Origin of the sequence: Pseudomonas sp. RA_15y_Pfl2_54 (genome assembly GCF_963971015.1) — a bacterium.
Classification (GTDB): Bacteria; Pseudomonadota; Gammaproteobacteria; order Pseudomonadales; family Pseudomonadaceae; genus Aquipseudomonas; species Aquipseudomonas baetica_A.
In genome coordinates this window covers 1-19,960 of the sequence record NZ_CAXAPN010000035.1, presented here as the reverse complement: position 1 = coordinate 19,960, position 19,960 = coordinate 1, and the positions used below count along the sequence as shown (strand labels likewise).

At 60.1% G+C, this 19,960-nt stretch carries 17 protein-coding genes; 9 read left to right on the top strand and 8 right to left on the bottom strand.

Annotated features, from left to right (window positions below):
* Positions 1-28: 28 nt before the first annotated feature.
* A complete protein-coding gene (hisD, locus tag AACY50_RS22960; RefSeq protein WP_339431760.1) occupies positions 29-1,354 on the top strand; it encodes a histidinol dehydrogenase in 1,326 nt (441 codons plus the stop codon).
* 2 nt (positions 1,355-1,356) lie between these two features.
* Positions 1,357-2,409 (top strand): histidinol-phosphate transaminase, encoded by a 1,053-nt coding sequence (gene hisC / locus AACY50_RS22955; protein WP_339539218.1) that lies wholly within the window; start codon positions 1,357-1,359, stop codon positions 2,407-2,409.
* A gap of 104 nt (positions 2,410-2,513) precedes the next feature.
* Here the strand turns inward: hisC and AACY50_RS22950 are convergent, their stop codons facing one another.
* From AACY50_RS22950 to algW, 3 genes are all read right to left on the bottom strand, one after another.
* Positions 2,514-3,233: a DUF4198 domain-containing protein gene (locus tag AACY50_RS22950; protein ID WP_339431762.1), complete on the bottom strand. Its 720-nt coding sequence runs from the start codon at positions 3,231-3,233 to the stop codon at positions 2,514-2,516.
* Positions 3,234-3,245: 12 nt separating this feature from the next.
* Positions 3,246-5,363 (bottom strand): TonB-dependent siderophore receptor, encoded by a 2,118-nt coding sequence (locus AACY50_RS22945; RefSeq protein ID WP_339431763.1) that lies wholly within the window; start codon positions 5,361-5,363, stop codon positions 3,246-3,248.
* A gap of 87 nt (positions 5,364-5,450) precedes the next feature.
* Positions 5,451-6,608 carry a Do family serine endopeptidase AlgW gene (gene algW / locus AACY50_RS22940; protein ID WP_221730023.1) on the bottom strand — a complete coding sequence of 386 codons (1,158 nt, stop codon included), beginning with the start codon at positions 6,606-6,608 and terminating at the stop codon, positions 5,451-5,453.
* Between the two features lie 103 nt (positions 6,609-6,711).
* Between algW and AACY50_RS22935 the strand changes: the two genes are divergently transcribed.
* The 3 genes from AACY50_RS22935 to cysN all read left to right on the top strand — a co-directional run bounded on the left by AACY50_RS22935 (position 6,712) and on the right by cysN (position 10,552).
* On the top strand, positions 6,712-7,470 hold the full coding sequence (locus AACY50_RS22935) for a Nif3-like dinuclear metal center hexameric protein (protein ID WP_339431764.1): 759 nt from the start codon (positions 6,712-6,714) through the stop codon (positions 7,468-7,470).
* A 256-nt stretch (positions 7,471-7,726) separates the two neighbouring features.
* Positions 7,727-8,644, top strand: a complete 918-nt coding sequence (gene cysD / locus AACY50_RS22930; RefSeq protein WP_098967227.1) for a sulfate adenylyltransferase subunit CysD — start codon at positions 7,727-7,729, stop codon at positions 8,642-8,644.
* A 9-nt stretch (positions 8,645-8,653) separates the two neighbouring features.
* Positions 8,654-10,552: a sulfate adenylyltransferase subunit CysN gene (cysN, locus tag AACY50_RS22925; RefSeq protein ID WP_339431765.1), complete on the top strand. Its 1,899-nt coding sequence runs from the start codon at positions 8,654-8,656 to the stop codon at positions 10,550-10,552.
* A 170-nt stretch (positions 10,553-10,722) separates the two neighbouring features.
* Here the strand turns inward: cysN and AACY50_RS22920 are convergent, their stop codons facing one another.
* Genes AACY50_RS22920 through AACY50_RS22910 form a run of 3 tightly spaced genes read right to left on the bottom strand, consistent with a single transcriptional unit; the run spans position 10,723 to position 14,115 of the window.
* Positions 10,723-11,628 carry an acyltransferase gene (locus AACY50_RS22920; RefSeq protein ID WP_339431766.1) on the bottom strand — a complete coding sequence of 302 codons (906 nt, stop codon included), beginning with the start codon at positions 11,626-11,628 and terminating at the stop codon, positions 10,723-10,725.
* Complete coding sequence (pta, locus tag AACY50_RS22915) at positions 11,629-13,728, bottom strand: phosphate acetyltransferase (RefSeq protein WP_339431767.1); 2,100 nt, start codon at positions 13,726-13,728, stop codon at positions 11,629-11,631.
* A 60-nt stretch (positions 13,729-13,788) separates the two neighbouring features.
* Positions 13,789-14,115 (bottom strand): DUF3565 domain-containing protein, encoded by a 327-nt coding sequence (locus AACY50_RS22910; RefSeq protein WP_339431768.1) that lies wholly within the window; start codon positions 14,113-14,115, stop codon positions 13,789-13,791.
* On the opposite strand from AACY50_RS22910, the gene AACY50_RS22905 reads away from it, so the two are divergent.
* The 3 genes from AACY50_RS22905 (at position 14,084) to AACY50_RS22895 (ending at position 16,436) form a co-directional block, all read left to right on the top strand.
* Positions 14,084-14,569: an FKBP-type peptidyl-prolyl cis-trans isomerase gene (locus AACY50_RS22905; RefSeq protein ID WP_339431769.1), complete on the top strand. Its 486-nt coding sequence runs from the start codon at positions 14,084-14,086 to the stop codon at positions 14,567-14,569. The genes AACY50_RS22910 and AACY50_RS22905 overlap by 32 nt on opposite strands.
* 124 nt (positions 14,570-14,693) lie before the next feature.
* Positions 14,694-15,176, top strand: coding sequence for a glutathione peroxidase (locus AACY50_RS22900; protein ID WP_339539217.1), 483 nt, complete (start codon positions 14,694-14,696; stop codon positions 15,174-15,176).
* Between the two features lie 156 nt (positions 15,177-15,332).
* Positions 15,333-16,436, top strand: coding sequence for an NADH:flavin oxidoreductase (locus AACY50_RS22895; RefSeq protein WP_339431770.1), 1,104 nt, complete (start codon positions 15,333-15,335; stop codon positions 16,434-16,436).
* A 107-nt stretch (positions 16,437-16,543) separates the two neighbouring features.
* Here the strand turns inward: AACY50_RS22895 and AACY50_RS22890 are convergent, their stop codons facing one another.
* Positions 16,544-17,743 carry a glycosyltransferase family 4 protein gene (locus AACY50_RS22890; RefSeq protein WP_339431771.1) on the bottom strand — a complete coding sequence of 400 codons (1,200 nt, stop codon included), beginning with the start codon at positions 17,741-17,743 and terminating at the stop codon, positions 16,544-16,546.
* A gap of 40 nt (positions 17,744-17,783) precedes the next feature.
* Positions 17,784-18,536: a sulfate transporter CysZ gene (gene cysZ / locus AACY50_RS22885; protein WP_339431772.1), complete on the bottom strand. Its 753-nt coding sequence runs from the start codon at positions 18,534-18,536 to the stop codon at positions 17,784-17,786.
* 311 nt (positions 18,537-18,847) lie between these two features.
* Here cysZ and trxB point away from each other — a divergent pair, with 311 nt between their 5' ends.
* Positions 18,848-19,810: a thioredoxin-disulfide reductase gene (gene trxB / locus AACY50_RS22880; RefSeq protein ID WP_221730013.1), complete on the top strand. Its 963-nt coding sequence runs from the start codon at positions 18,848-18,850 to the stop codon at positions 19,808-19,810.
* The last annotated feature ends 150 nt before the right edge of the window (positions 19,811-19,960 follow it).

Sequence of the window (19,960 nt, the reverse complement as noted above, 5' to 3'; positions counted from 1 at the left end):
TTTTTGCCATTCCTATGAGGCTCTCGCTATGACCGCACCGACTGCAATTCGCCGACTCAACGCTGCTGATCCGGATTTCGCGCATCATCTGGATCATCTGCTGAGCTGGGAAAGTGTGTCTGACGACTCGGTCAATCAGCGCGTGCTGGACATCATCAAGGCTGTGCGCGAGCGCGGTGACGCGGCGCTGGTCGAGTTCACCCAGAAGTTCGACGGTCTGGAAGTGGCCTCGATGGCTGACCTGATCCTGCCGCGCGAGCGCCTGGAACTGGCCCTGACCCGCATCACCGTGGCGCAACGCGAAGCCCTGGAAAAAGCCGCAGCCCGGGTGCGCAGCTACCACGAAAAACAGAAGCAGGATTCCTGGAGCTACACCGAAGCCGACGGCACGGTGCTGGGCCAGAAGGTCACGCCGCTCGATCGCGCAGGCCTCTACGTGCCGGGAGGCAAGGCGTCGTACCCGTCGTCGGTGTTGATGAACGCGATTCCGGCCAAGGTCGCCGGTGTGACCGAAGTGGTCATGGTCGTGCCGACCCCGCGTGGTGAAATCAACGAGCTGGTGCTGGCAGCGGCGTGCATCGCGGGCGTCGACCGGGTGTTCACCATCGGCGGCGCACAAGCCGTTGCCGCGCTGGCCTATGGCACCGAAAGCGTGCCGCAGGTCGACAAAGTGGTCGGCCCGGGCAACATCTATGTAGCGACAGCCAAGCGCCACGTTTTTGGTCAGGTCGGTATCGACATGATCGCCGGCCCTTCGGAAATTCTCGTAGTGTGCGACGGTCAGACCGATCCGGACTGGATCGCCATGGACCTGTTTTCCCAAGCCGAACACGATGAAGACGCCCAGGCGATTCTGGTCAGCCCCGACGCCGAGTTCCTCGACAAGGTTGCCGCGAGCATCGACAAACTGCTGCCGACCATGGATCGCGCGACCATCATCGAAACCTCGATCAATGGTCGCGGTGCGCTGATTCATGTGCGTGACATGGCGCAGGCGATCGAAGTCGCCAACCGTATCGCGCCGGAGCACCTGGAGTTGTCGGTCGCTGACCCGCAAGCCTGGCTCCCGCAGATCCGCCACGCGGGTGCGATTTTCATGGGCCGTCACACCAGCGAAGCCCTGGGCGACTACTGCGCGGGCCCCAATCATGTATTGCCGACCTCCGGCACTGCGCGGTTCTCCTCGCCGCTGGGCGTGTATGACTTCCAGAAACGTTCGTCGATCATCTTCTGCTCCGAGGCCGGCGCGTCGGAGCTGGGTAAAACCGCATCCGTGCTGGCCCGTGGCGAATCGCTGAGTGCCCACGCGCGCAGCGCCGAATACCGCATCATTGACGACAAGCAGGGGAACTGAGCATGAGTAAATTCTGGAGCCCGTTCGTCAAGGATCTGGTGCCTTATGTGCCGGGCGAACAGCCGAAGCTGACCAAACTGGTCAAGCTCAATACCAATGAAAACCCCTATGGCCCGTCGCCAAAAGCCCTGGCGGCGATGCAGACCGAGCTCAACGACAACCTGCGTCTGTACCCGGACCCGAACAGCGACCTGCTGAAAAACGCGGTCGCCAACTACTACGGCGTGCAGAGCAATCAGGTGTTCCTGGGCAACGGTTCGGATGAAGTGCTTGCGCACATCTTCCACGGTTTGCTGCAACACGATCTGCCGCTCTTGTTCCCGGACATCAGCTACAGCTTCTATCCGGTTTACTGCGGGTTGTACGGCATCAAGTTCGATGCGGTGCCGCTGGACGCGCAGTTCCAGATCGATCCGGCGGACTACGCCAAGCCGAACGGCGGGATCATTTTCCCCAATCCGAACGCTCCGACCGGTTGCCTGCTGGCACTGGACGCGGTCGAGCAAATCCTCAAGGCCAGCCCGGATTCGGTGGTGGTGGTCGATGAGGCTTATATCGATTTCGGCGGCGAGACGGCCATCAGCCTGGTGGGTCGCTATCCGAACCTGCTGGTGACGCAGACCCTGTCCAAATCCCGTTCACTGGCGGGCCTGCGGGTCGGTCTGGCGGTGGGGCATCCGGACCTGATCGAGGCGCTGGAGCGGATCAAGAACAGCTTCAACTCGTATCCTCTCGATCGTCTGGCGAATGTCGGTGCAGCAGCGGCGTTCGAAGATCGCGAGTATTTCGACAAGACGTGTCGCTTGGTCATCGAGAGCCGTGAATGGGTGATTGCGCAGTTGCGGGCCAAGGGCTTTGAGGTGCTACCGTCGGCGGCGAACTTCATCTTCGCCCGGCATCCGCAACATGACGCCGCAGGGCTGGCGGCCAAATTGCGTGAGCAAGGCGTGATCGTGCGGCACTTCAAGCAGGCGCGGATTGCGCAGTTCCTGCGGATTTCCATCGGCACGCCGGAGCAGAATCAGGCGTTGATCGACGGGCTCGGCGACCTCTGAACCGCTTTCGCGAGCAAGCCCGCTCCCACAGTGGATTTGTGCACGACACAGATCAAATGTGGGAGCGGGCTTGCTCGCGAATGCAGCGCCGCGAATCCTGAGCCTTACTCGTGATGTGGCTCCCCCAAAAACGTCAGCGAACTGAACAACCCTCGACTGTTCACATCAACACTGTCCTTCACCGGCACCTCAACCTGCGCGGCAATCACATTCAACCCCTCATTTCGTACCAACACCTGCGCGCGCCCGTCCTTGTCGGTCTCGGTGCTCAGCGTATTCGGCGCGCTCCGATAATCTCCGATCAACTTCACGCCCGCTGCCGGTTTGCCATCGAGCAAAACCCGTACCGGCAATGAATTCCCCGGCCCGACGGTTAGCGGATCGACCTCCGGCAAAATCAGCAGTTTGATCTGATCGAGCTTGGGCAACTTCGCTCCCGGTTGATAAATCGCCAGGCTGTATTTGAACGTCTGCGTCGCTTCGATTGCACCGGGCACTTTGCTGCGACCTTCGTTGATCCACTTCTTGTCAGCCGTTTGTGACCACATCCCGTTGTTCAGCGCCACCGCCATGACCGCCGGCGTTTTCAGCGGCTTCAGGCGGGCGTGATCGGCAAGGCGCTCGACGCTGACCGGGATCATCTTGCCGCCCGCGTCATAGGCCCACGCGCCGCTGATTTTCTGGGCCTTGAAGGCATTGTCTTCGGCGCCGTGGCCGTAGATCACTTCGATGTTGCCGCGGCGTTGTTCTGTCCACAGGCCATGGGCTGTGGCTTGTGTGGCGAACAGCGCGGCGAGGATCAGGAGGGTTTTACGGTATTGCATGGTGACGTCCTTTTACAGGTTGAGTGTCAGGCTGACGGTGAAATTGCGCGGTTCGCCGGGGTTGACCCAGTAGTTGCTGTACGAGCGCTCGTCGTATTTTTCGTCAAACAGATTGTTCAGGTTCAGGCCAACGGTGACGTTGTCGCTGGCCTTGTAATGGGCCAGCAGATCGACGGTGTGATAGGCCGGTAATTCGAAGTCACTGCCTGACTCACCCGAGCGGTCACCGACATACGTAAACGCTGCGCCGACGTCCGAGCCGCGCAGGTGACCATCCTGAAATTCGTAAACACCGAGCAAACTGCCGCTGCGCTTGGCCACGCCGAGAATTCGGCTGCCAGTGGCAATCACCGCGTCGCCCTTGGTCACTTCGGCGTCGATGTAGGCAAATGCCCCGATCACCCTTACGGCATCGGTGACTTGCCCGGTCACTTGCAGATCGAAGCCACGACTACGCGCCTTGCCCATCGCACGGCTGGTGTCGGTGCCCGGGTCGAGGGCAAGGACGTTTTCCTTGTCGATGTGGAAGAAGGCGAGGGTGCTGCTCAGACGTTCGTCGAACAGTTCGTTCTTGATGCCGATTTCGTAGCCAACGCCTTCTTCCGGGGCGAAGGATTTGCCGGCGGCGTCGAGGCCGTTGTTCGGTTTGAAGGAGGTCGAGGCGTTGGCGAACAGGCCGGTATCGGGCGTCAACTGATAGAGCAGGCCGGCGCGCTGGGTGAGGGCATCGTGACTCTGTCGGCTGCTGGCACTGCGGGTTTTATCGTCGATGCGTTGGTCGAAATGTTCGAAACGCGCGCCGATCATCCCGCGCAGTTTGTCCGTGAAGACGATTTGATCCTGCAGGTTCAGTGCGTGACTTTCGACGTGTTCGAAGAAGTCAGTGCCTGAGCGTGCGCCATCGGGTTTTGGCTGACCGTAGATCGGCCGGTAGATGTCGATGGCATACGGGCTGCCGGCGAGGGTCGTGACCCGTTCGTTCTTGCGATAGTTTTCGTATTCGGTGCCGATCAGCAGTTCGTGCTGCCAGGGGCCGAGGTCGAACAGGCCGCGCAGTTCCAGTTGGGTGATGCTGTCATGCCAGTTATTGTCGCGCTCGCGGTAACGGCGGTTGACGGTGTGGCCGTCGGCATTCAGCGCACGACTTTCGGAGGCGAAGCCCCAGAGTTTGCCTTCCTTGTAGTGGCTGGCCAGGCGTAGTTTCCAGCTGTCATTGAGGTGATGCTCAAGCGTGGCCTGCAGCAGGTTGTTGTGGTTGTCGATGTTGCCGTCGTTCGGTTCACCGAGGAAGGTCGAGCGCGACACTCCACTCGATGTATTGTTCGGCGCGACAATGCCGCGATCGAAGGTGGAGCTGTGACGGACGATTTCGCTTTCTACCAATAGCGACGTGTCCGGGTTCAACTGCCAACTGATCGAAGGCGCGACGAATACGCGCTGGCTGTCGACGTGATCGCGAAAGCTATTGTTGTCTTCGACCGCGAGGTTGATGCGCGACAGCACATCGCCTTGATCATCCAGCGGCGTGTTGATGTCCAGCGCGGTGCGATAACGATCCCAACTGCCGGCGCTGGTTTGCAGGGTGCTAAAGGCTTCAGCCTGCGGTTTCTTGGTGACGATGTTTACCGTGCCGCCGGGATCACCACGGCCATAGAGGCTGGCGGCGGGGCCTTTGAGCACTTCAATGCGCTCGATATTGGCCGCGTCCGGCGTGCTTGGATAACCGCGATTGGCGCTGAAACCGTCCTTGTAGAACTCCGACGTGGTGAAACCGCGCACGCTGTATTCGTAGAGGGTCAGGCCGCCGAAGTTGTTTTGCTTCGACACACCGCCGGCGAACTCCAGTGCGCGCTCGACGCTGGTGCTGCCCAGATCCTTGAGCACGCTGGCGGGCACCACGCTGATGGCTTGGGGGATGTCGCGGATCGCGGTATCGGTTTTGGTCGCGCTGGAGGAGCGTGTGGCGCGGTAGCCCTTGACCGGGCCGGTGGGGGATTCGTAATCGGAGGTGACGCTGATGGCGTCGAGTTCCAGCGGAATCTGATCTTCGGCGAAGGCCGGATCGCCCAATAAACCCAGGGGCAGACCGAGAGTCAGGCCCAGTAGAGAGGCCTTTGTTCGAGACGACATGTTATGTTGTTCCAATGGCTAAATTGAAACAATATAACATGCCTTTTGAGAATGTCTGTTATTCGCGCCATCGGCGCGAACAAAGTCCTACTGTTCTTTTTCCTGCACCGGTGCCGGTGGTGGGCGCAGGCCGATTTCAGCGGTGAGCTTGAGTTCTTTGCCGTTACGCATCACCTGAATCGTCACCTTGTCGGTGGGTTTGATCCGCGCGACCTGGTTCATCGAGCGACGACCATCGCCGGCCGGTTCGCCATCGATACTCAGAATCACGTCGCCCAGTTGCAGGCCGGCCTTCTGCGCCGGACCGTCACGGAAGATACCGGCGACAACAATCCCCGGGCGCCCTGACAGACCGAACGACTCCGCCAGTTCCTGGGTCAGCGGCTGCACTTCAATGCCCAGCCAGCCACGAATCACCTGACCGTGTTCGATGATCGACTTCATCACCTCCATCGCGAGTTTTACCGGGATGGCAAAACCGATGCCCTGCGAGCCGCCGGATTTGGAGAAGATTGCCGTGTTGATGCCGGTCAGGTTGCCATTGGCATCGACCAGCGCGCCGCCGGAGTTGCCCGGGTTGATCGCCGCGTCGGTCTGGATGAAGTCTTCGTAGTTGTTCAGGCCCAACTGATTGCGCCCGGTGGCGCTGATGATGCCCATGGTCACGGTCTGGCCGACGCCGAACGGGTTGCCGATGGCCAGCGCGACGTCGCCGATGCGGATGTTGTCGGAGCGCCCGACGGTAATCGACGGCAGGTTTTTCAAGTCTATCTTCAATACGGCGAGGTCGGTTTCCGGGTCGCTGCCGATCACACGGGCGAGGGTTTCGCGACCATCCTTCAGCGCGACGACAATCTGATCGGCACCGCTGGTGACGTGGTTGTTGGTCAGAATGTAGCCTTCCGGGCTCATGATCACGCCGGAACCGAGGCTCGATTCCATGCGCTTCTGCTTGGGCGAGTTGTCACCGAAGAAGCGGCGGAACTGCGGATCCTCAAACAAAGGATGCGCCGGTTTGTTGATGACTTTGGTGGTGTACAGGTTGACCACTGACGGTGCGGCAGTGGTCACCGCGTCCGCATAGGACACCGGCCCCTGCTGCACGCTGGTGGTCTGCGGGGCCTGTTGCAGGTTGACGTCAAGGCTCGGCAGCCCGACCCATTGCGGGTAACGCTGAATAATCAACAGAGCGATAAGCACACCGGCCAACAGCGGCCAGCCCATAAAACGTAGCGCCTTGAACATTAAGCACGTCCTGGAAAAGTTGCAGGCGGGGTCAGACCGCCCATAATGTCGCGCATTATACGAGGCCGCGCGCGCCTCTGAACGGGATATTTAGGAGTCTTTCATGGCCGTCGCCCTCAGCACCCTCGTCGAAGAAGCCGATCGTTACCTGGGCAGTGCAAAAATCGCCGACTATTGCCCCAACGGGTTGCAGGTCGAGGGCCGTCCGCAGGTGATGCGCATTGTCAGCGGCGTCACCGCCAGTCAGGCGTTGCTCGACGCCGCCGTCGAGGCCGAAGCCGATCTGGTGCTGGTGCATCACGGCTACTTCTGGAAGGGCGAGAACCCGTGCGTCACTGGCATGAAACAGCGTCGCCTGAAGACATTGCTCAAGCACGACATCAGCCTGCTCGCCTACCACTTGCCGCTGGATCTGCATTGCGAGGTCGGCAACAACGTGCAGTTGGCGCGCCAGTTGGACATCACCGTTGAAGGCCCGCTGGATCCGGACAATCTGAAAGTCGTCGGTCTGGTCGGCTCGCTGAACGAACCTGTCACTGCGCGTGATTTCGCCCGCAAGGTGCAGGACGTCATGGGGCGCGAGCCGTTGCTGGTCGAAGGCAGCGCGATGATCCGTCGGGTCGGTTGGTGCACCGGAGGCGGTCAGGGTTATATCGATCACGGGGTGGCGGCGGGTGTCGATCTGTTTCTCAGCGGTGAAGCGTCTGAGCAGACTTTCCACAGCGCCCGGGAAAACGACATCAGCTTCATCGCCGCCGGTCATCACGCAACCGAACGCTACGGCGTGCAGGCGCTGGGCGATTACCTGGCCAAACGCTTCGCCCTCGAACACATCTTCATCGATTGCCCGAACCCGATCTGACGTATCACATCGATCCAAGGTGGGAGGGGGCTTGCTCGCGAATGCGGTGTGTCATTCAAAAATGATTTCGACTGACCCTGCGCTTTCGCAAGCCAGCCCGCTCCCACAGAAGAGCGCTTGCTGCCCAAACGAGTGGGCATATTCATATGCTCTTTCGATCTAGTTGGCGTCCTGATTAGAAGAAGCTCGCTGTGCTAGGATTCCCCGCTCGAACACGGCCCGCTGGCCGTTCATAAGAAAGCTTTCGTGAGTAGCCATGGTCGACAAACTGACGCATCTGAAACAGCTGGAGGCGGAAAGCATCCACATCATCCGCGAGGTGGCCGCCGAGTTCGACAACCCGGTGATGCTGTACTCCATCGGTAAAGACTCCGCCGTGATGCTGCACCTGGCACGCAAGGCGTTCTTCCCGGGCAAACTGCCGTTTCCGGTGATGCACGTCGACACCCGGTGGAAATTCCAGGAGATGTACAAGTTCCGCGACAAGATGGTCGAAGAACTGGGCCTGGACCTGATCACCCACATCAACCCGGACGGCGTGGCGCAGAACATCAACCCGTTCACCCACGGCAGCGCCAAGCACACCGACATCATGAAAACCGAGGGCCTGAAGCAGGCGCTCGACAAGCATGGTTTCGACGCAGCGTTCGGCGGTGCCCGTCGTGATGAAGAGAAATCCCGCGCCAAAGAGCGCGTGTACTCGTTCCGCGACAGCAAGCACCGCTGGGACCCGAAAAACCAGCGTCCAGAGCTGTGGAACGTCTACAACGGCAAGGTCAACAAGGGCGAATCCATCCGCGTGTTCCCGTTGTCGAACTGGACCGAACTGGACATCTGGCAGTACATCTACCTCGAAGGCATCCCGATTGTGCCGCTGTACTTTGCCGCCGAGCGCGAAGTGATCGAGAAGAACGGCACGCTGATCATGATCGACGACGACCGAATCCTCGAGCACCTGTCCGATGAGGACAAAGCGCGCATCGTCAAAAAGAAAGTGCGTTTCCGTACCCTTGGCTGCTACCCGTTGACGGGCGCGGTGGAGTCCGAGGCTGAAAGCCTGACGGACATCATTCAGGAAATGCTCCTGACGCGAACTTCCGAGCGCCAGGGCCGTGTCATCGACCACGATGGCGCCGGCTCCATGGAAGACAAGAAACGTCAGGGTTATTTCTAAGGGGTTGTCATGTCGCACGTATCTGATTTGATCAGCGAGGACATCCTCGCCTACCTGGGCCAGCACGAACGTAAAGAGCTGCTGCGCTTTTTGACCTGCGGTAACGTCGATGACGGCAAGAGCACCCTGATCGGGCGCCTGCTGCACGACTCCAAGATGATCTACGAAGATCACCTGGAAGCCATCACCCGCGATTCGAAGAAAGTCGGCACCACCGGTGACGATATCGACCTGGCATTGCTGGTCGACGGTCTGCAGGCCGAGCGTGAGCAGGGCATCACCATTGATGTCGCCTACCGCTATTTCTCCACCGCCAAACGCAAATTCATCATCGCCGACACCCCCGGCCATGAGCAGTACACCCGCAACATGGCCACCGGTGCGTCCACCTGTGACCTGGCGATCATCCTGGTCGACGCCCGTTACGGCGTGCAGACCCAGACCCGTCGCCACAGCTTCATCGCGTCCTTGCTGGGCATCAAGCACATCGTTGTCGCCATCAACAAGATGGACCTCAAGGATTTCGATGAAGGCGTGTTCGAGTCGATCAAGGCCGACTACCTGAAGTTCGCCGAAGGCTTGAAGATGAAGCCTACCAGCATGCACTTCGTGCCGATGTCGGCCCTGAAGGGCGACAACGTGGTGAACAAGTCCGAGCGTTCGCCGTGGTACACCGGCCAGTCGCTGATGGAGATTCTCGAAACCGTGGAAGTGGCGGGCGACCGTAACTTCACCGATCTGCGTTTCCCGGTGCAATACGTCAACCGTCCGAACCTGAATTTCCGTGGTTTTGCCGGCACGCTCGCCAGCGGCATCGTGCACAAGGGTGACGAAGTCGTGGTGCTGCCGTCGGGCAAGAGCAGCCGCGTGAAATCCATCGTCACCTTCGAAGGTGAGCTGGAGCACGCAGGCCCCGGTCAGGCCGTGACGCTGACCATGGAAGACGAAATCGACATCTCTCGCGGCGATCTGCTGGTGCATGCCGACAACGTGCCGCCGGTCACCGACAGCTTCGAAGCGATGCTGGTGTGGATGGCTGAAGAGCCGATGCTGCCGGGCAAGAAATACGACATCAAACGCGCCACCAGTTACGTGCCGGGCTCCATCGCCAGCATCGTCAACAAAGTGGATGTGAACACCCTCGAAGAAGGCCCGGCGAGCGCGTTGCAGCTCAACGAAATCGGCAAGGTGAAGATCGCGCTCGACGCGCCGATCGCCCTCGACGGTTACGAGAGCAACCGCACCACTGGCGCCTTCATCGTCATCGACCGCTTGACCAACGGCACCGTCGGCGCCGGCATGATCGTCGCGCAGCCCGTGACTCACGGCACCGCGACGCACCACGGCAAACTGGCCCATGTTGCCACCGAAGAACGCGCTCAGCGTTTCGGCCAGCAACCGGCCACCGTGTTGTTCAGCGGTTTGTCGGGCGCGGGCAAGAGCACGCTGGCGTACGCCGTTGAGCGCAAGCTGTTCGACATGGGCCGTGCGGTGTTTGTACTGGATGGTCAGAACCTGCGTCACGACCTCAACAAAGGTCTGGCGCATGATCGCGTCGGTCGCACCGAAAACTGGCGTCGTGCCGCGCATGTTGCGCGTCAGTTCAACGAAGCGGGCCTGCTGACGCTGGCGGCATTCGTGGCACCCAGCGAAGAGGGGCGTGAGCAGGCCAAGGACCTGATCGGCAAGGAACGTTTGCTGACGGTCTACGTCCAGGCTTCGCCGACTGTGTGCGCCGAGCGTGATCCGCAAGGGTTGTATGCGGCGGGTGGCGACAACATTCCGGGCGAATCCTTCCCGTATGACGTGCCGCTCAATGCTGATCTGGTGATCGACACCCAGGCGCTGTCGCTGGAAGAAAGCGTCAAGCAAGTGCTGGATCTGCTGCGCAAGCGTGGTGCGATTTAAGCGTTAGCTGCAAACCAAAAAGCCCGCCGATGAGCAATCATCGGCGGGCTTTTTATTTCGTGCCAACCCGGTCAACTGTGGGAGCGGGCTTGCTCGCGAAAGCGGTGGATCAGCCAGCATCAGCGTTGAATGGTAAACCGTATTCGCGAGCAAGCCCGCACCCACAGGAATCAATGGCGGTCTGGATATTCGCGGTGCATCTGTTCCAGCAGCGCATCCTTGTCCAGCCACAGCTGATTGATCCAGCCTTGAAACTGCAGGCGATATTCGCCGTCCTGGTCGTAGTTCTTGCCGATGAATTGCGGCGGGATCTTCAGCGCTTCAAAGTGCACCACGACATCCCGCACATTCCCACACAGCAGGTCCCAGAAACCCGGACGTCCGGCCGGATAGTGGATCGTCACGTTGACGATCGACTCCAGCTGTTCACCCATCGCATCCAGCACAAACGCAATGCCGCCGGCCTTGGGCTTGAGCAGGTATTTGAACGGCGATTGCTGTTGAGCATGCTTGCCTTCAGTGAAGCGCGTGCCTTCGACGAAGTTGAAAATTCCCACCGGGTTGTTGCGAAACTTCGCGCAGGTCTTGCGGGTGGTTTCCAGGTCTTTGCCTTTCTTCTCCGGGTGCTTTTCCAGATACGCCTTGGAGTAGCGCTTCATGAACGGAAAGCCCAGCGCCCACCAGGCCAGACCAATCACCGGCACCCAGATCAGCTCCTGCTTGAGGAAGAACTTCAGTGGCTGGATGCGCCGGTTGAGGACGTATTGCAGCACCAGAATATCGACCCAGCTCTGGTGGTTGCTGGTGATCAGGTACGAGTGTTGATAGTCCAGACCTTGCAGGCCGCTAAGGTGCCAGCGCGTGCGGCGCACCAGGTTCATCCAGCCTTTGTTGTTGCTGATCCAGGCTTGGTGGGTGTGGCGCATCAGCCAGCCGGCAATGCGCTGAGTGACGGCGAACGGCAAGGCCTTGACCAGCGCCACGCAGAACAGAAACGAGCACAGCACTATCGTATTGAGCGCCAACAGCAGCGAGGCGATCACGCCGCGCAGTGGTGCAGGTAGAAAGTCCAGCATTTACACATCCATAGGTCGGTTGGCGGCTTGGATCGCCGTGAGGGCGATGGTGTAGACGATGTCGTCGACCTGTGCACCGCGTGGCAAGTCGTTCACCGGTTTGCGCAGGCCTTGCAGCATCGGGCCGAGGCTGACGCAATCGGCGCTGCGCTGTACGGCTTTATGGGTGGTGTTGCCGGTATTCAGGTCAGGGAACACGAACACCGTGGCGCGTCCGGCGACCGGACTGTTAGGCGCCAGTTGCCGTGCCACGTTCTCGTTGGCGGCGGCGTCGTATTGCAACGGGCCGTCGATCAGCAGCGAGTGCTGTTGCTCATGGGCGAGCAGGGTGGCTTCGCGGACTTTTTCGACTTCCTCGCCTGTGGCCGATTCGCCACTGGAGTAACTGATCATCGCCACGCGCGGGGTGATGCCGAACGCGGCGGCAGAGTCAGCGCTTTGCAGGGCAATCTCGGCCAGTTCGGCGGCGCTTGGGTGCGGGTTCATCACGCAGTCGCCGTAGACCAGCACTTCTTCGGGGAACAGCATGAAGAACACCGACGACACCAGCGTGCAGCCTGGCGCGGTTTTAATCAGTTGCAAGGCTGGGCGGATGGTATTGGCGGTGGTGTTGATGACACCGGAAACCAGCCCGTCGACTTCATCCAGTGCCAGCATCATGGTGCCGATCACCACGGTGTCTTCCAATTGTTGTTCGGCCATCGGCGCGTTGAGGCTTTTGGTCTTGCGCAGGGCGACCATCGGCTCGACATAGCGCTCGCGGATCAGGTCCGGGTCGAGGATTTCCAGCCCTGGCGGCAAGACGATGCCTTGGGCGCGGGCCACGGCTTCGACGTCTTCGGGTTTGGCCAGCAACACGCAACGGGCAATGCCGCGCTCCTGGCAGATCGCCGCTGCCTGCACGGTGAACGGCTCGCTACCCTCGGGCAGGACGATGCGCTTGTTGGCGGCTTGGGCGCGCTGGATCAATTGATAGCGGAACACCGCTGGCGACAGGCGCATTTCCCGTGGCGTGCCACAGCGCTGGTGCAGCCAGTTGGCATCGAGATGACTGGCGACGAAGTCGGTGATGATTTCCGCACGCTCGCGGTCATCGATGGGGATTTCCTTGTTCAGGCCATTGAGCAGGTTGGCGGTGTCGTAGGAGCCGGTGCTCACCGACAACACCGGCAGACCGGCCTGCAAGGCACCACGGCACAAGTCCATGATGCGCGGATCGGGCAGGGTGTCGCTGGTCAGCAGCAGGCCGGCCAGTGGCACGCCGTTGATCGCCGCGAGGCTGACGGCCAGGATGATGTCGTCGCGGTCGCCCGGCGTCACCACCAGCACGCCGGGCTTGAGTAGCTCGACGGTGTTGCGCATGGTCCGCGCGCAAATGATGATTTTGCTCATGCGCCGGGTTTCGTAGTCGCCGGCGTTGAGCACTTGCGCGCCCATCAGGTCTGCCACGTCACGGGTGCGTGGCGCGTTGAGTTCGGGCTGGAACGGGATGCAGCCGAGCAAGCGGAAATCGCCGTTGCGCAGTAATGGCGAGTGCTCCTTCAGACGTGCGGCGAAGGCCTCCATGCTCTCGTCGGTCTTGACCTTGTTGAGGATCACGCCGAGAACCTTCGGGTCCTTCGGGCCGCCGAATAATTGCGCCTGCAATTCGACACGGCCGGAGAGTTCGGCGAGCACTTCGTTTTCCGGTGCCGAGACCAGAATCACCTCGGCATCGAGGCTTTTGGCCAGGTGCAAATTCACCCGCGCGGCGTAACTGGCGCTGCGGGTCGGCACCATGCCTTCCACGACCAGCACGTCCTTGCCGACGGCTGCCTGCTGATAAAGGGTGATGATTTCTTCGAGCAGCTCATCGAGCTGGCCGTCGCCGAGCATCCGCTCAACGTGGGCCAGGCCCAACGGTTGTGGCGGTTTCAGACCATGGGTGCGGGCCACCAGTTCGGTGGAGCGCTCAGGGCCGGTGTCGCCCGGGTGCGGCTGGGCAATCGGCTTGAAGAAACCGACTTTCAACCCGGCTCGCTCAAGCATGCGCACCAGCCCGAGGCTTATGGAGGTCAGACCCACGCCAAAATCGGTGGGCGCGATAAAAAAAGTTTGCATGCGAATTCTCTAAGGGTGCATGGCAATGGCGATCATCTTTCTCTGACGATCTGCCGAAATTCAGTCGCCAAGGTTATCGCTAACCGAGCCTTGTGCGCACCAACCGCAGGCAAAGGGTTGGCCTATTTTTTCAATACGTTGCGCCGGATCCAGCACCCACGCCCGAGATTGCCAGGGTGGCTGGTGACGCAGGTGCTGAGTGTGGCCGCAGGAAAGCTCGACCACCCAGTGATCCTCTTCGTCCAGATGGAAGCCCGTAATCGTCGAATCCCGTTTGTCCGGGTTGTGTTCGCTTTCGCGCGATTGCTTCGCTAAACTTCGCCTTTCTAAATTCTTATGCAAAAGGTCTCGCCCCATGCTGATCGCCGCCAATAAGGCTGTCTCCATCGACTATACCCTGACCAACGACGCTGGTGAGGTCATCGACAGCTCCGCCGGCGGCGCTCCGCTGGTCTACCTGCAAGGCGCAGGTAACATCATCCCGGGCCTGGAAAAAGCCCTGGAAGGCAAAGCTGTTGGTGACGAGCTGGAAGTTTCCGTTGAGCCTGAAGACGCTTACGGCGAATACTCGGCCGAACTGGTCAGCACACTGAGCCGCAGCATGTTCGAAGGTGTTGACGAGCTGGAAGTGGGCATGCAGTTCCACGCTTCGGCGCCGGACGGCCAAATGCAGATCGTGACCATCCGTGACCTGGACGGCGACGATGTGACTGTTGACGGCAACCACCCACTGGCCGGTCAGCGCCTGAACTTCAAAGTGAAGATCGTTGCTATCCGTGACGCCAGCCAGGAAGAAGTCGCTCATGGTCACGTCCATGGCGAAGGCGGCCATCAGCACTGATTTTCTGCGCTAAGCTTTCGAGAACTGGAGAGGCGCCTGCGGGCGCCTTTTTAGTCCGCGGCTGTCCTTGGTAGCTTCGCCAAGTGGCCGTTTCGAGTAGAACACGGGAATCCTGGAGTTCGTCATGAGTGCTTTTCACGACCTTAAGTTGACAGCCCTGGATGGTCAGGAGCTACCGCTGGCGCCCTTCAAGGGCCTCGTCGTGCTGGTGGTCAACGTCGCCTCCAAATGCGGCTTGACCCCACAGTACGCGGCGCTGGAAAACCTTTACCAGCAGTTCAAAAGCAAAGGCTTCAGTGTGTTGGGCTTGCCGTGCAACCAGTTTGCCGGTCAGGAACCAGGCACCGAACAGGAAATTCAGGAATTCTGCAGCCTCAACTATGGCGTGACGTTCCCGTTGTCGAGCAAGCTCGAAGTCAACGGTCACGATCGTCACCAGCTCTACCGCCTGCTGGCGGGCGAGGGAGCGGAATTTCCCGGTGACATCACCTGGAATTTCGAGAAGTTCCTGCTCGGCAAGGACGGCCGGGTGTTGGCCCGGTTCTCGCCACGCACGGCGCCAGACGATCCGACCATTGTTCATGCGATTGAAAAAGCGCTGAGCTGAAACCTGAAAATCGCAGCCATCGCGCTGCGATTTTTTTGCCTGCCTTTTGACCCTTAATCATTCAGATCAATAGTGCTTCCGCGCTGGCGTCACTATTCATATTATCGCCGTCATATGGCTTATGCCCTGTCGATAATGTTTTCGTGGAGCCTTGTGATGCCCGTTCAAGCCCTGTTCAAACCGTTCCACCTCGGTGCCCTCGAACTGCCGACCCGCGTGGTCATGGCGCCAATGACCCGTTCGTTTTCTCCGGGCGGCGTACCGAACTCCAAAGTCATCGAGTATTACCGCCGTCGCGCAGCCGCTGGTGTCGGCCTGATCATCACCGAAGGCACCACCGTCGGCCACAAGGCCTCGAACGGCTATCCGAACGTGCCGCACTTCTACGGTGAGGCCGCATTGGCCGGCTGGAAAAAAGTCGTCGACGCCGTCCATGCTGAAGGCGGCAAGATTGTTCCGCAACTGTGGCACGTCGGCAGCGTACGCCGTATCGGCACCGAGCCGGACGCCAGCGTGCCGGGTTACGGTCCGTCGGAAAAACTCAAGGACGGTCAGGTCGTGGTTCACGGCATGAGCAAACAAGACATTCAGGACGTGATCGCCGCTTTCGCTCAGGCGGCCAAAGATGCACAACGCATCGGCATGGATGGCGTGGAAATCCACGGCGCCCACGGCTATCTGGTCGACCAGTTCTTTTGGGAAGGCAGTAACCAGCGCACCGACGAATACGGTGGCAGCCTGGCCAACCGTTCGCGTTTCGCTATCGAACTTGTTCAGGCAGTACGCGCGGCGGTCGGCGAAGGTTTCCCGATCATCTTCCGTTTCTCGCAGTGGAAGCAGCAGGATTACACCGCACGTCTGGTGCAAACCCCGCAAGCGTTGGGCGAGTTTCTCAAGCCGTTGTCCGATGCGGGTGTGGATATTTTTCACTGCTCGACGCGGCGTTTCTGGGAGCCGGAGTTCGACGGGTCCGAGCTCAACCTGGCAGGCTGGACGCGTAAGCTAACGGGCAAACCGACCATCACTGTCGGCAGCGTCGGGCTCGATGGCGAATTCCTGCAGTTCATGGTCAACACCGACAAGGTCGCCCAACCGGCCAGTCTGGAGAACCTGCTGGAGCGTTTGAATAAAGAGGAATTTGATCTGGTGGCAGTAGGCCGTGCGCTGCTGGTGGACCCGGACTGGGCGCAGAAAGTGCGCGAAGGACGTGAGCAGGAGATTCTGCCGTTCAGCCGTGAGGCGTTGATGACGCTGGTTTAACGGGCGCCTTCATAGGCCCCTTCGCGAGCAAGCCCGCTCCCACAATTGAAATGCATTCCAATGTGGGAGCGGGCTTTCTCGCGAAGACGGCTCAAAGTCAGCGGTAATCAAGGCAATGTCGGCGCATTCGGCACCAACTGCTCCCCTTGGCATGCCCCACGCAAGTGACTTTCAAACTGTTCGATCACGGCCGCCCATCCTTGGCGACTCGCATGTTGCCGTGCATTCAGGCGCACGCAACGCAATGTCTCATGCGCCTCCAGCAACCACGTCGCCGCATCACAGAACGCCTCTTCATCGCCCGGCATCGCCAGTACGCCGTTATAGCCATGGCGAATATGCTGCGCCGCCGCAGCCTGATCGTAAGCCACCACGCCAAGCCCTGAAGCCAGTGCTTCGAGCACCACATTGCCAAAGGTTTCCGTCAGGCTCGGAAACAGGAACACATCACCGGACGCATAGTGCGCCGCCAACGCTTCACCGCGCTGCGCCCCAGAGAAAATTGCCTCGGGCAGATCTTTTTCCAGGGCCATACGTTGCGGCCCGTCGCCGACCACGATCAGCTTCAGATTGCGCTGTGGATAAGTGCTGCGCAGCTTTTCAAAGCAGCGTTTGAGCAAGCCGAGGTTTTTTTCTGGCGCGAGTCTTCCTACATGAATCACAGCAATGTCACGCTCACCCAGCCCCCATTGCTCACGCAAAGCGTTCATGCGTTTGGTTGGGTGGAACAACTGGCTGTCCACGCCTCTGGACAACAACGCCAATCGCTCGAAATGCCGGCGCTCCAGCTCCAGTCGCTGGCTGACACTGGGCACAAGCGTCAGCGCCGAACGATTGTGAAACCAGCGCAGGTAATGCGTCAGCATCCGGGTCAGGAGACTGAGGCCGTACTGACTGGTGTATTGCTGGAAATTGGTGTGGAAACCGCTGACCACGCAAATCCCCAGACGCCGCGCCGCCCGTAACGCCGACAAACCGAGCGGGCCTTCAGTGGCGATGTACAGCACGTCCGGGCGCTGTTGCTTCCAGCGCCGCAGCAGTTTGTGCATCGACGACTGGCCCCATTGCAGCCCCGGATAACCCGGCAACGGCCAGCCACGACACAACAACACAGCATCGTCGTCACTGCGTTGCGGATCACAGCCCTGACGCGGCCGTACGAGGTCAACTTGATGGCCGCGCGCGCGCAATCCATCGCACAAGCGACCAAGGGTATTGGCCACCCCGTTGATTTCCGGCGGGAAGGTTTCGCTGATCAGAGTGATGTGTAGAGCTGTCGTCATGACCTCAGTGTCGGCTGAGGCCATGTCGCGCTTGTGACGGTCGGATGATGGATTTGTGACGGGGTCAGCGCTGCGTCACCAGATTCTCGGCCCCGCGCTCGCGTACCCAGAACAGCGTCGCACCGGCCACGGCGGCCGGCATCATCAGGATGTTGACCACCGGAATCAGCAGCACCAGGTAAACGATCCCGCCAAAACTCATGCTCTGCCAGCGCTTCTGCCGCAGCCAGGCGAGCATTTCGTTCCAGCCCAGTTTGTGGTTGTCCGCCGGGTAGTCGATGTACTGGATCGCCATCATCCACACGCCGAACAGCAGCCACAGGGGGGCGGCGACGATGTTCACCACCGGGATGAACGAGAGGATGAACAGGCCGATGGCCCGCGGCAGGAAGTAGCCGAGCTTGCGCATTTCCCGGGCGAGGGTGCGCGGGATCATCGCGATCAGTTCGCCCCAGCTGAACGCCGGGAAGTCATCGCTGCCGCGCACGACCACTTCGACTTTTTCCGCGAGGAAGCCGTTGAAGGGCGCGGCAATCACGTTGGCGAGCATAGTGAAGGTGAAGAACACCATCAACGCCACCAGCACCACGAACAGCGGCCAGAGGATGTAGCTGAGGAAACTCAGCCAGTCGGGCAGCGACGGCATCAGCGTATCGACCCACAGGCTGAACTGATGGCCGGCCAGATAGATCAATCCGACGAACAGCACCAGGTTGATTGCCAGCGGCAACAACACGAACAGGCGCAGGCCCGGGCTGAGAACCAGTTTGAGGCCTTCGCGCAGGTATTGCGGGCCGGACAGAACAGGGGCGGGCATAAGGGGCTCCGAGCAAGGGAAAACGCGCCGACCTTACCGACTTTGCAAGATGTGCGAAAGCGCGGCAGAGCGATCGACATTCACTGTAACAAAGACGTCCATCTCGTCAGTGGGTCGGCATAGAGACCACCTATGAGCTGGATTGTTAAACCGTATTTCCTTAATCTTGCCCCCCTCGATACGCTGCACCCAACTTTTTACAGGACTGTCGAGCTCAAGCCTTCCCCAAGGTTTTCCACGGTCCTTTTTTATTCCCGCCGGCAGTCCGGCGAACCGTGCCAGTTTTTCGGCCCGGTCAACAGGAGCAGGTCATGTCTGAAGTCCGTCATTCGCGAGTGATTATTCTCGGTTCCGGCCCTGCCGGTTACAGCGCTGCGGTATACGCGGCCCGTGCCAACCTCAAGCCACTGCTGATCACCGGCATGCAGGCCGGCGGTCAACTGACCACCACCACCGAAGTCGACAACTGGCCGGGCGACGTCCACGGCCTGACCGGTCCTGTGTTGATGGAGCGGATGCGCGAGCACGCCGAGCGTTTTGAAACCGAGGTCGTGTTCGACCACATCAACGCCGTTGATTTCGCTTCCAAGCCCTACAGCCTGACCGGCGACAGCGCGACCTACACTTGCGACGCCCTGATCATCGCCACCGGCGCCAGCGCTCGTTACCTGGGCCTGCCATCGGAAGAAGCGTTCATGGGCAAAGGCGTTTCGGCCTGCGCGACCTGCGACGGTTTCTTCTACCGCAACAAGCCTGTTGCAGTGGTTGGCGGCGGCAACACCGCTGTTGAAGAGGCGCTGTACCTGGCCAACATCGCCAGCACTGTGACCCTGATCCACCGCCGTGAAACCTTCCGCGCCGAGAAGATCCTGATCGACAAGCTCAACGCCCGTGTGGCCGAAGGCAAGATCATCCTCAAGTTGAACGCCAACCTTGACGAAGTGCTGGGCGACAACATGGGCGTGACCGGTGCGCGTCTGAAGAACAACGATGGCAGCTTCGACGAGATCAAAGTCGACGGCGTGTTCATCGCCATCGGCCACACGCCGAACACTTCGCTGTTCGAAGGCCAGTTGACCCTCAAGGACGGTTATCTGGTAGTGCAGGGCGGCCGTGACGGCAATGCCACCGCAACCAGCGTCGAAGGTGTCTTTGCCGCCGGTGACGTGGCTGACCACGTTTACCGTCAGGCCATCACCTCGGCCGGCGCCGGCTGCATGGCGGCACTGGACACCGAGCGTTACCTGGACGGTCTGCAGAACGCTTCGTTCTAAGATCGCAGGCACAAAAAAACCGGCTTCGCAGACTGTGTGAAAACCTAGCAATCTGCGCAGCGCTCAATGAAAATGCTCCGTATCGAAAGATACGGAGCATTTTTCGTTATGGCTTACATCCAAGGAGAGTCTCGCAGCCAGACCAGCCTG

What these genes read in the sequence shown, in the direction of transcription:
- hisD (WP_339431760.1), top strand. Translation starts at nt 29, where the DNA reads ATGACCGCACCGACTGCAATTCGCCGACTCAACGCTGCTGATCCGGAT.
- hisC (WP_339539218.1), top strand. Translation starts at nt 1,357, where the DNA reads ATGAGTAAATTCTGGAGCCCGTTCGTCAAGGATCTGGTGCCTTATGTG.
- AACY50_RS22950 (WP_339431762.1), bottom strand. Translation starts at nt 3,233, where the DNA reads ATGCAATACCGTAAAACCCTCCTGATCCTCGCCGCGCTGTTCGCCACA.
- AACY50_RS22945 (WP_339431763.1), bottom strand. Translation starts at nt 5,363, where the DNA reads ATGTCGTCTCGAACAAAGGCCTCTCTACTGGGCCTGACTCTCGGTCTG.
- algW (WP_221730023.1), bottom strand. Translation starts at nt 6,608, where the DNA reads ATGTTCAAGGCGCTACGTTTTATGGGCTGGCCGCTGTTGGCCGGTGTG.
- AACY50_RS22935 (WP_339431764.1), top strand. Translation starts at nt 6,712, where the DNA reads ATGGCCGTCGCCCTCAGCACCCTCGTCGAAGAAGCCGATCGTTACCTG.
- cysD (WP_098967227.1), top strand. Translation starts at nt 7,727, where the DNA reads ATGGTCGACAAACTGACGCATCTGAAACAGCTGGAGGCGGAAAGCATC.
- cysN (WP_339431765.1), top strand. Translation starts at nt 8,654, where the DNA reads ATGTCGCACGTATCTGATTTGATCAGCGAGGACATCCTCGCCTACCTG.
- AACY50_RS22920 (WP_339431766.1), bottom strand. Translation starts at nt 11,628, where the DNA reads ATGCTGGACTTTCTACCTGCACCACTGCGCGGCGTGATCGCCTCGCTG.
- pta (WP_339431767.1), bottom strand. Translation starts at nt 13,728, where the DNA reads ATGCAAACTTTTTTTATCGCGCCCACCGATTTTGGCGTGGGTCTGACC.
- AACY50_RS22905 (WP_339431769.1), top strand. Translation starts at nt 14,084, where the DNA reads ATGCTGATCGCCGCCAATAAGGCTGTCTCCATCGACTATACCCTGACC.
- AACY50_RS22910 (WP_339431768.1), bottom strand. Translation starts at nt 14,115, where the DNA reads ATGGAGACAGCCTTATTGGCGGCGATCAGCATGGGGCGAGACCTTTTG.
- AACY50_RS22900 (WP_339539217.1), top strand. Translation starts at nt 14,694, where the DNA reads ATGAGTGCTTTTCACGACCTTAAGTTGACAGCCCTGGATGGTCAGGAG.
- AACY50_RS22895 (WP_339431770.1), top strand. Translation starts at nt 15,333, where the DNA reads ATGCCCGTTCAAGCCCTGTTCAAACCGTTCCACCTCGGTGCCCTCGAA.
- AACY50_RS22890 (WP_339431771.1), bottom strand. Translation starts at nt 17,743, where the DNA reads ATGGCCTCAGCCGACACTGAGGTCATGACGACAGCTCTACACATCACT.
- cysZ (WP_339431772.1), bottom strand. Translation starts at nt 18,536, where the DNA reads ATGCCCGCCCCTGTTCTGTCCGGCCCGCAATACCTGCGCGAAGGCCTC.
- trxB (WP_221730013.1), top strand. Translation starts at nt 18,848, where the DNA reads ATGTCTGAAGTCCGTCATTCGCGAGTGATTATTCTCGGTTCCGGCCCT.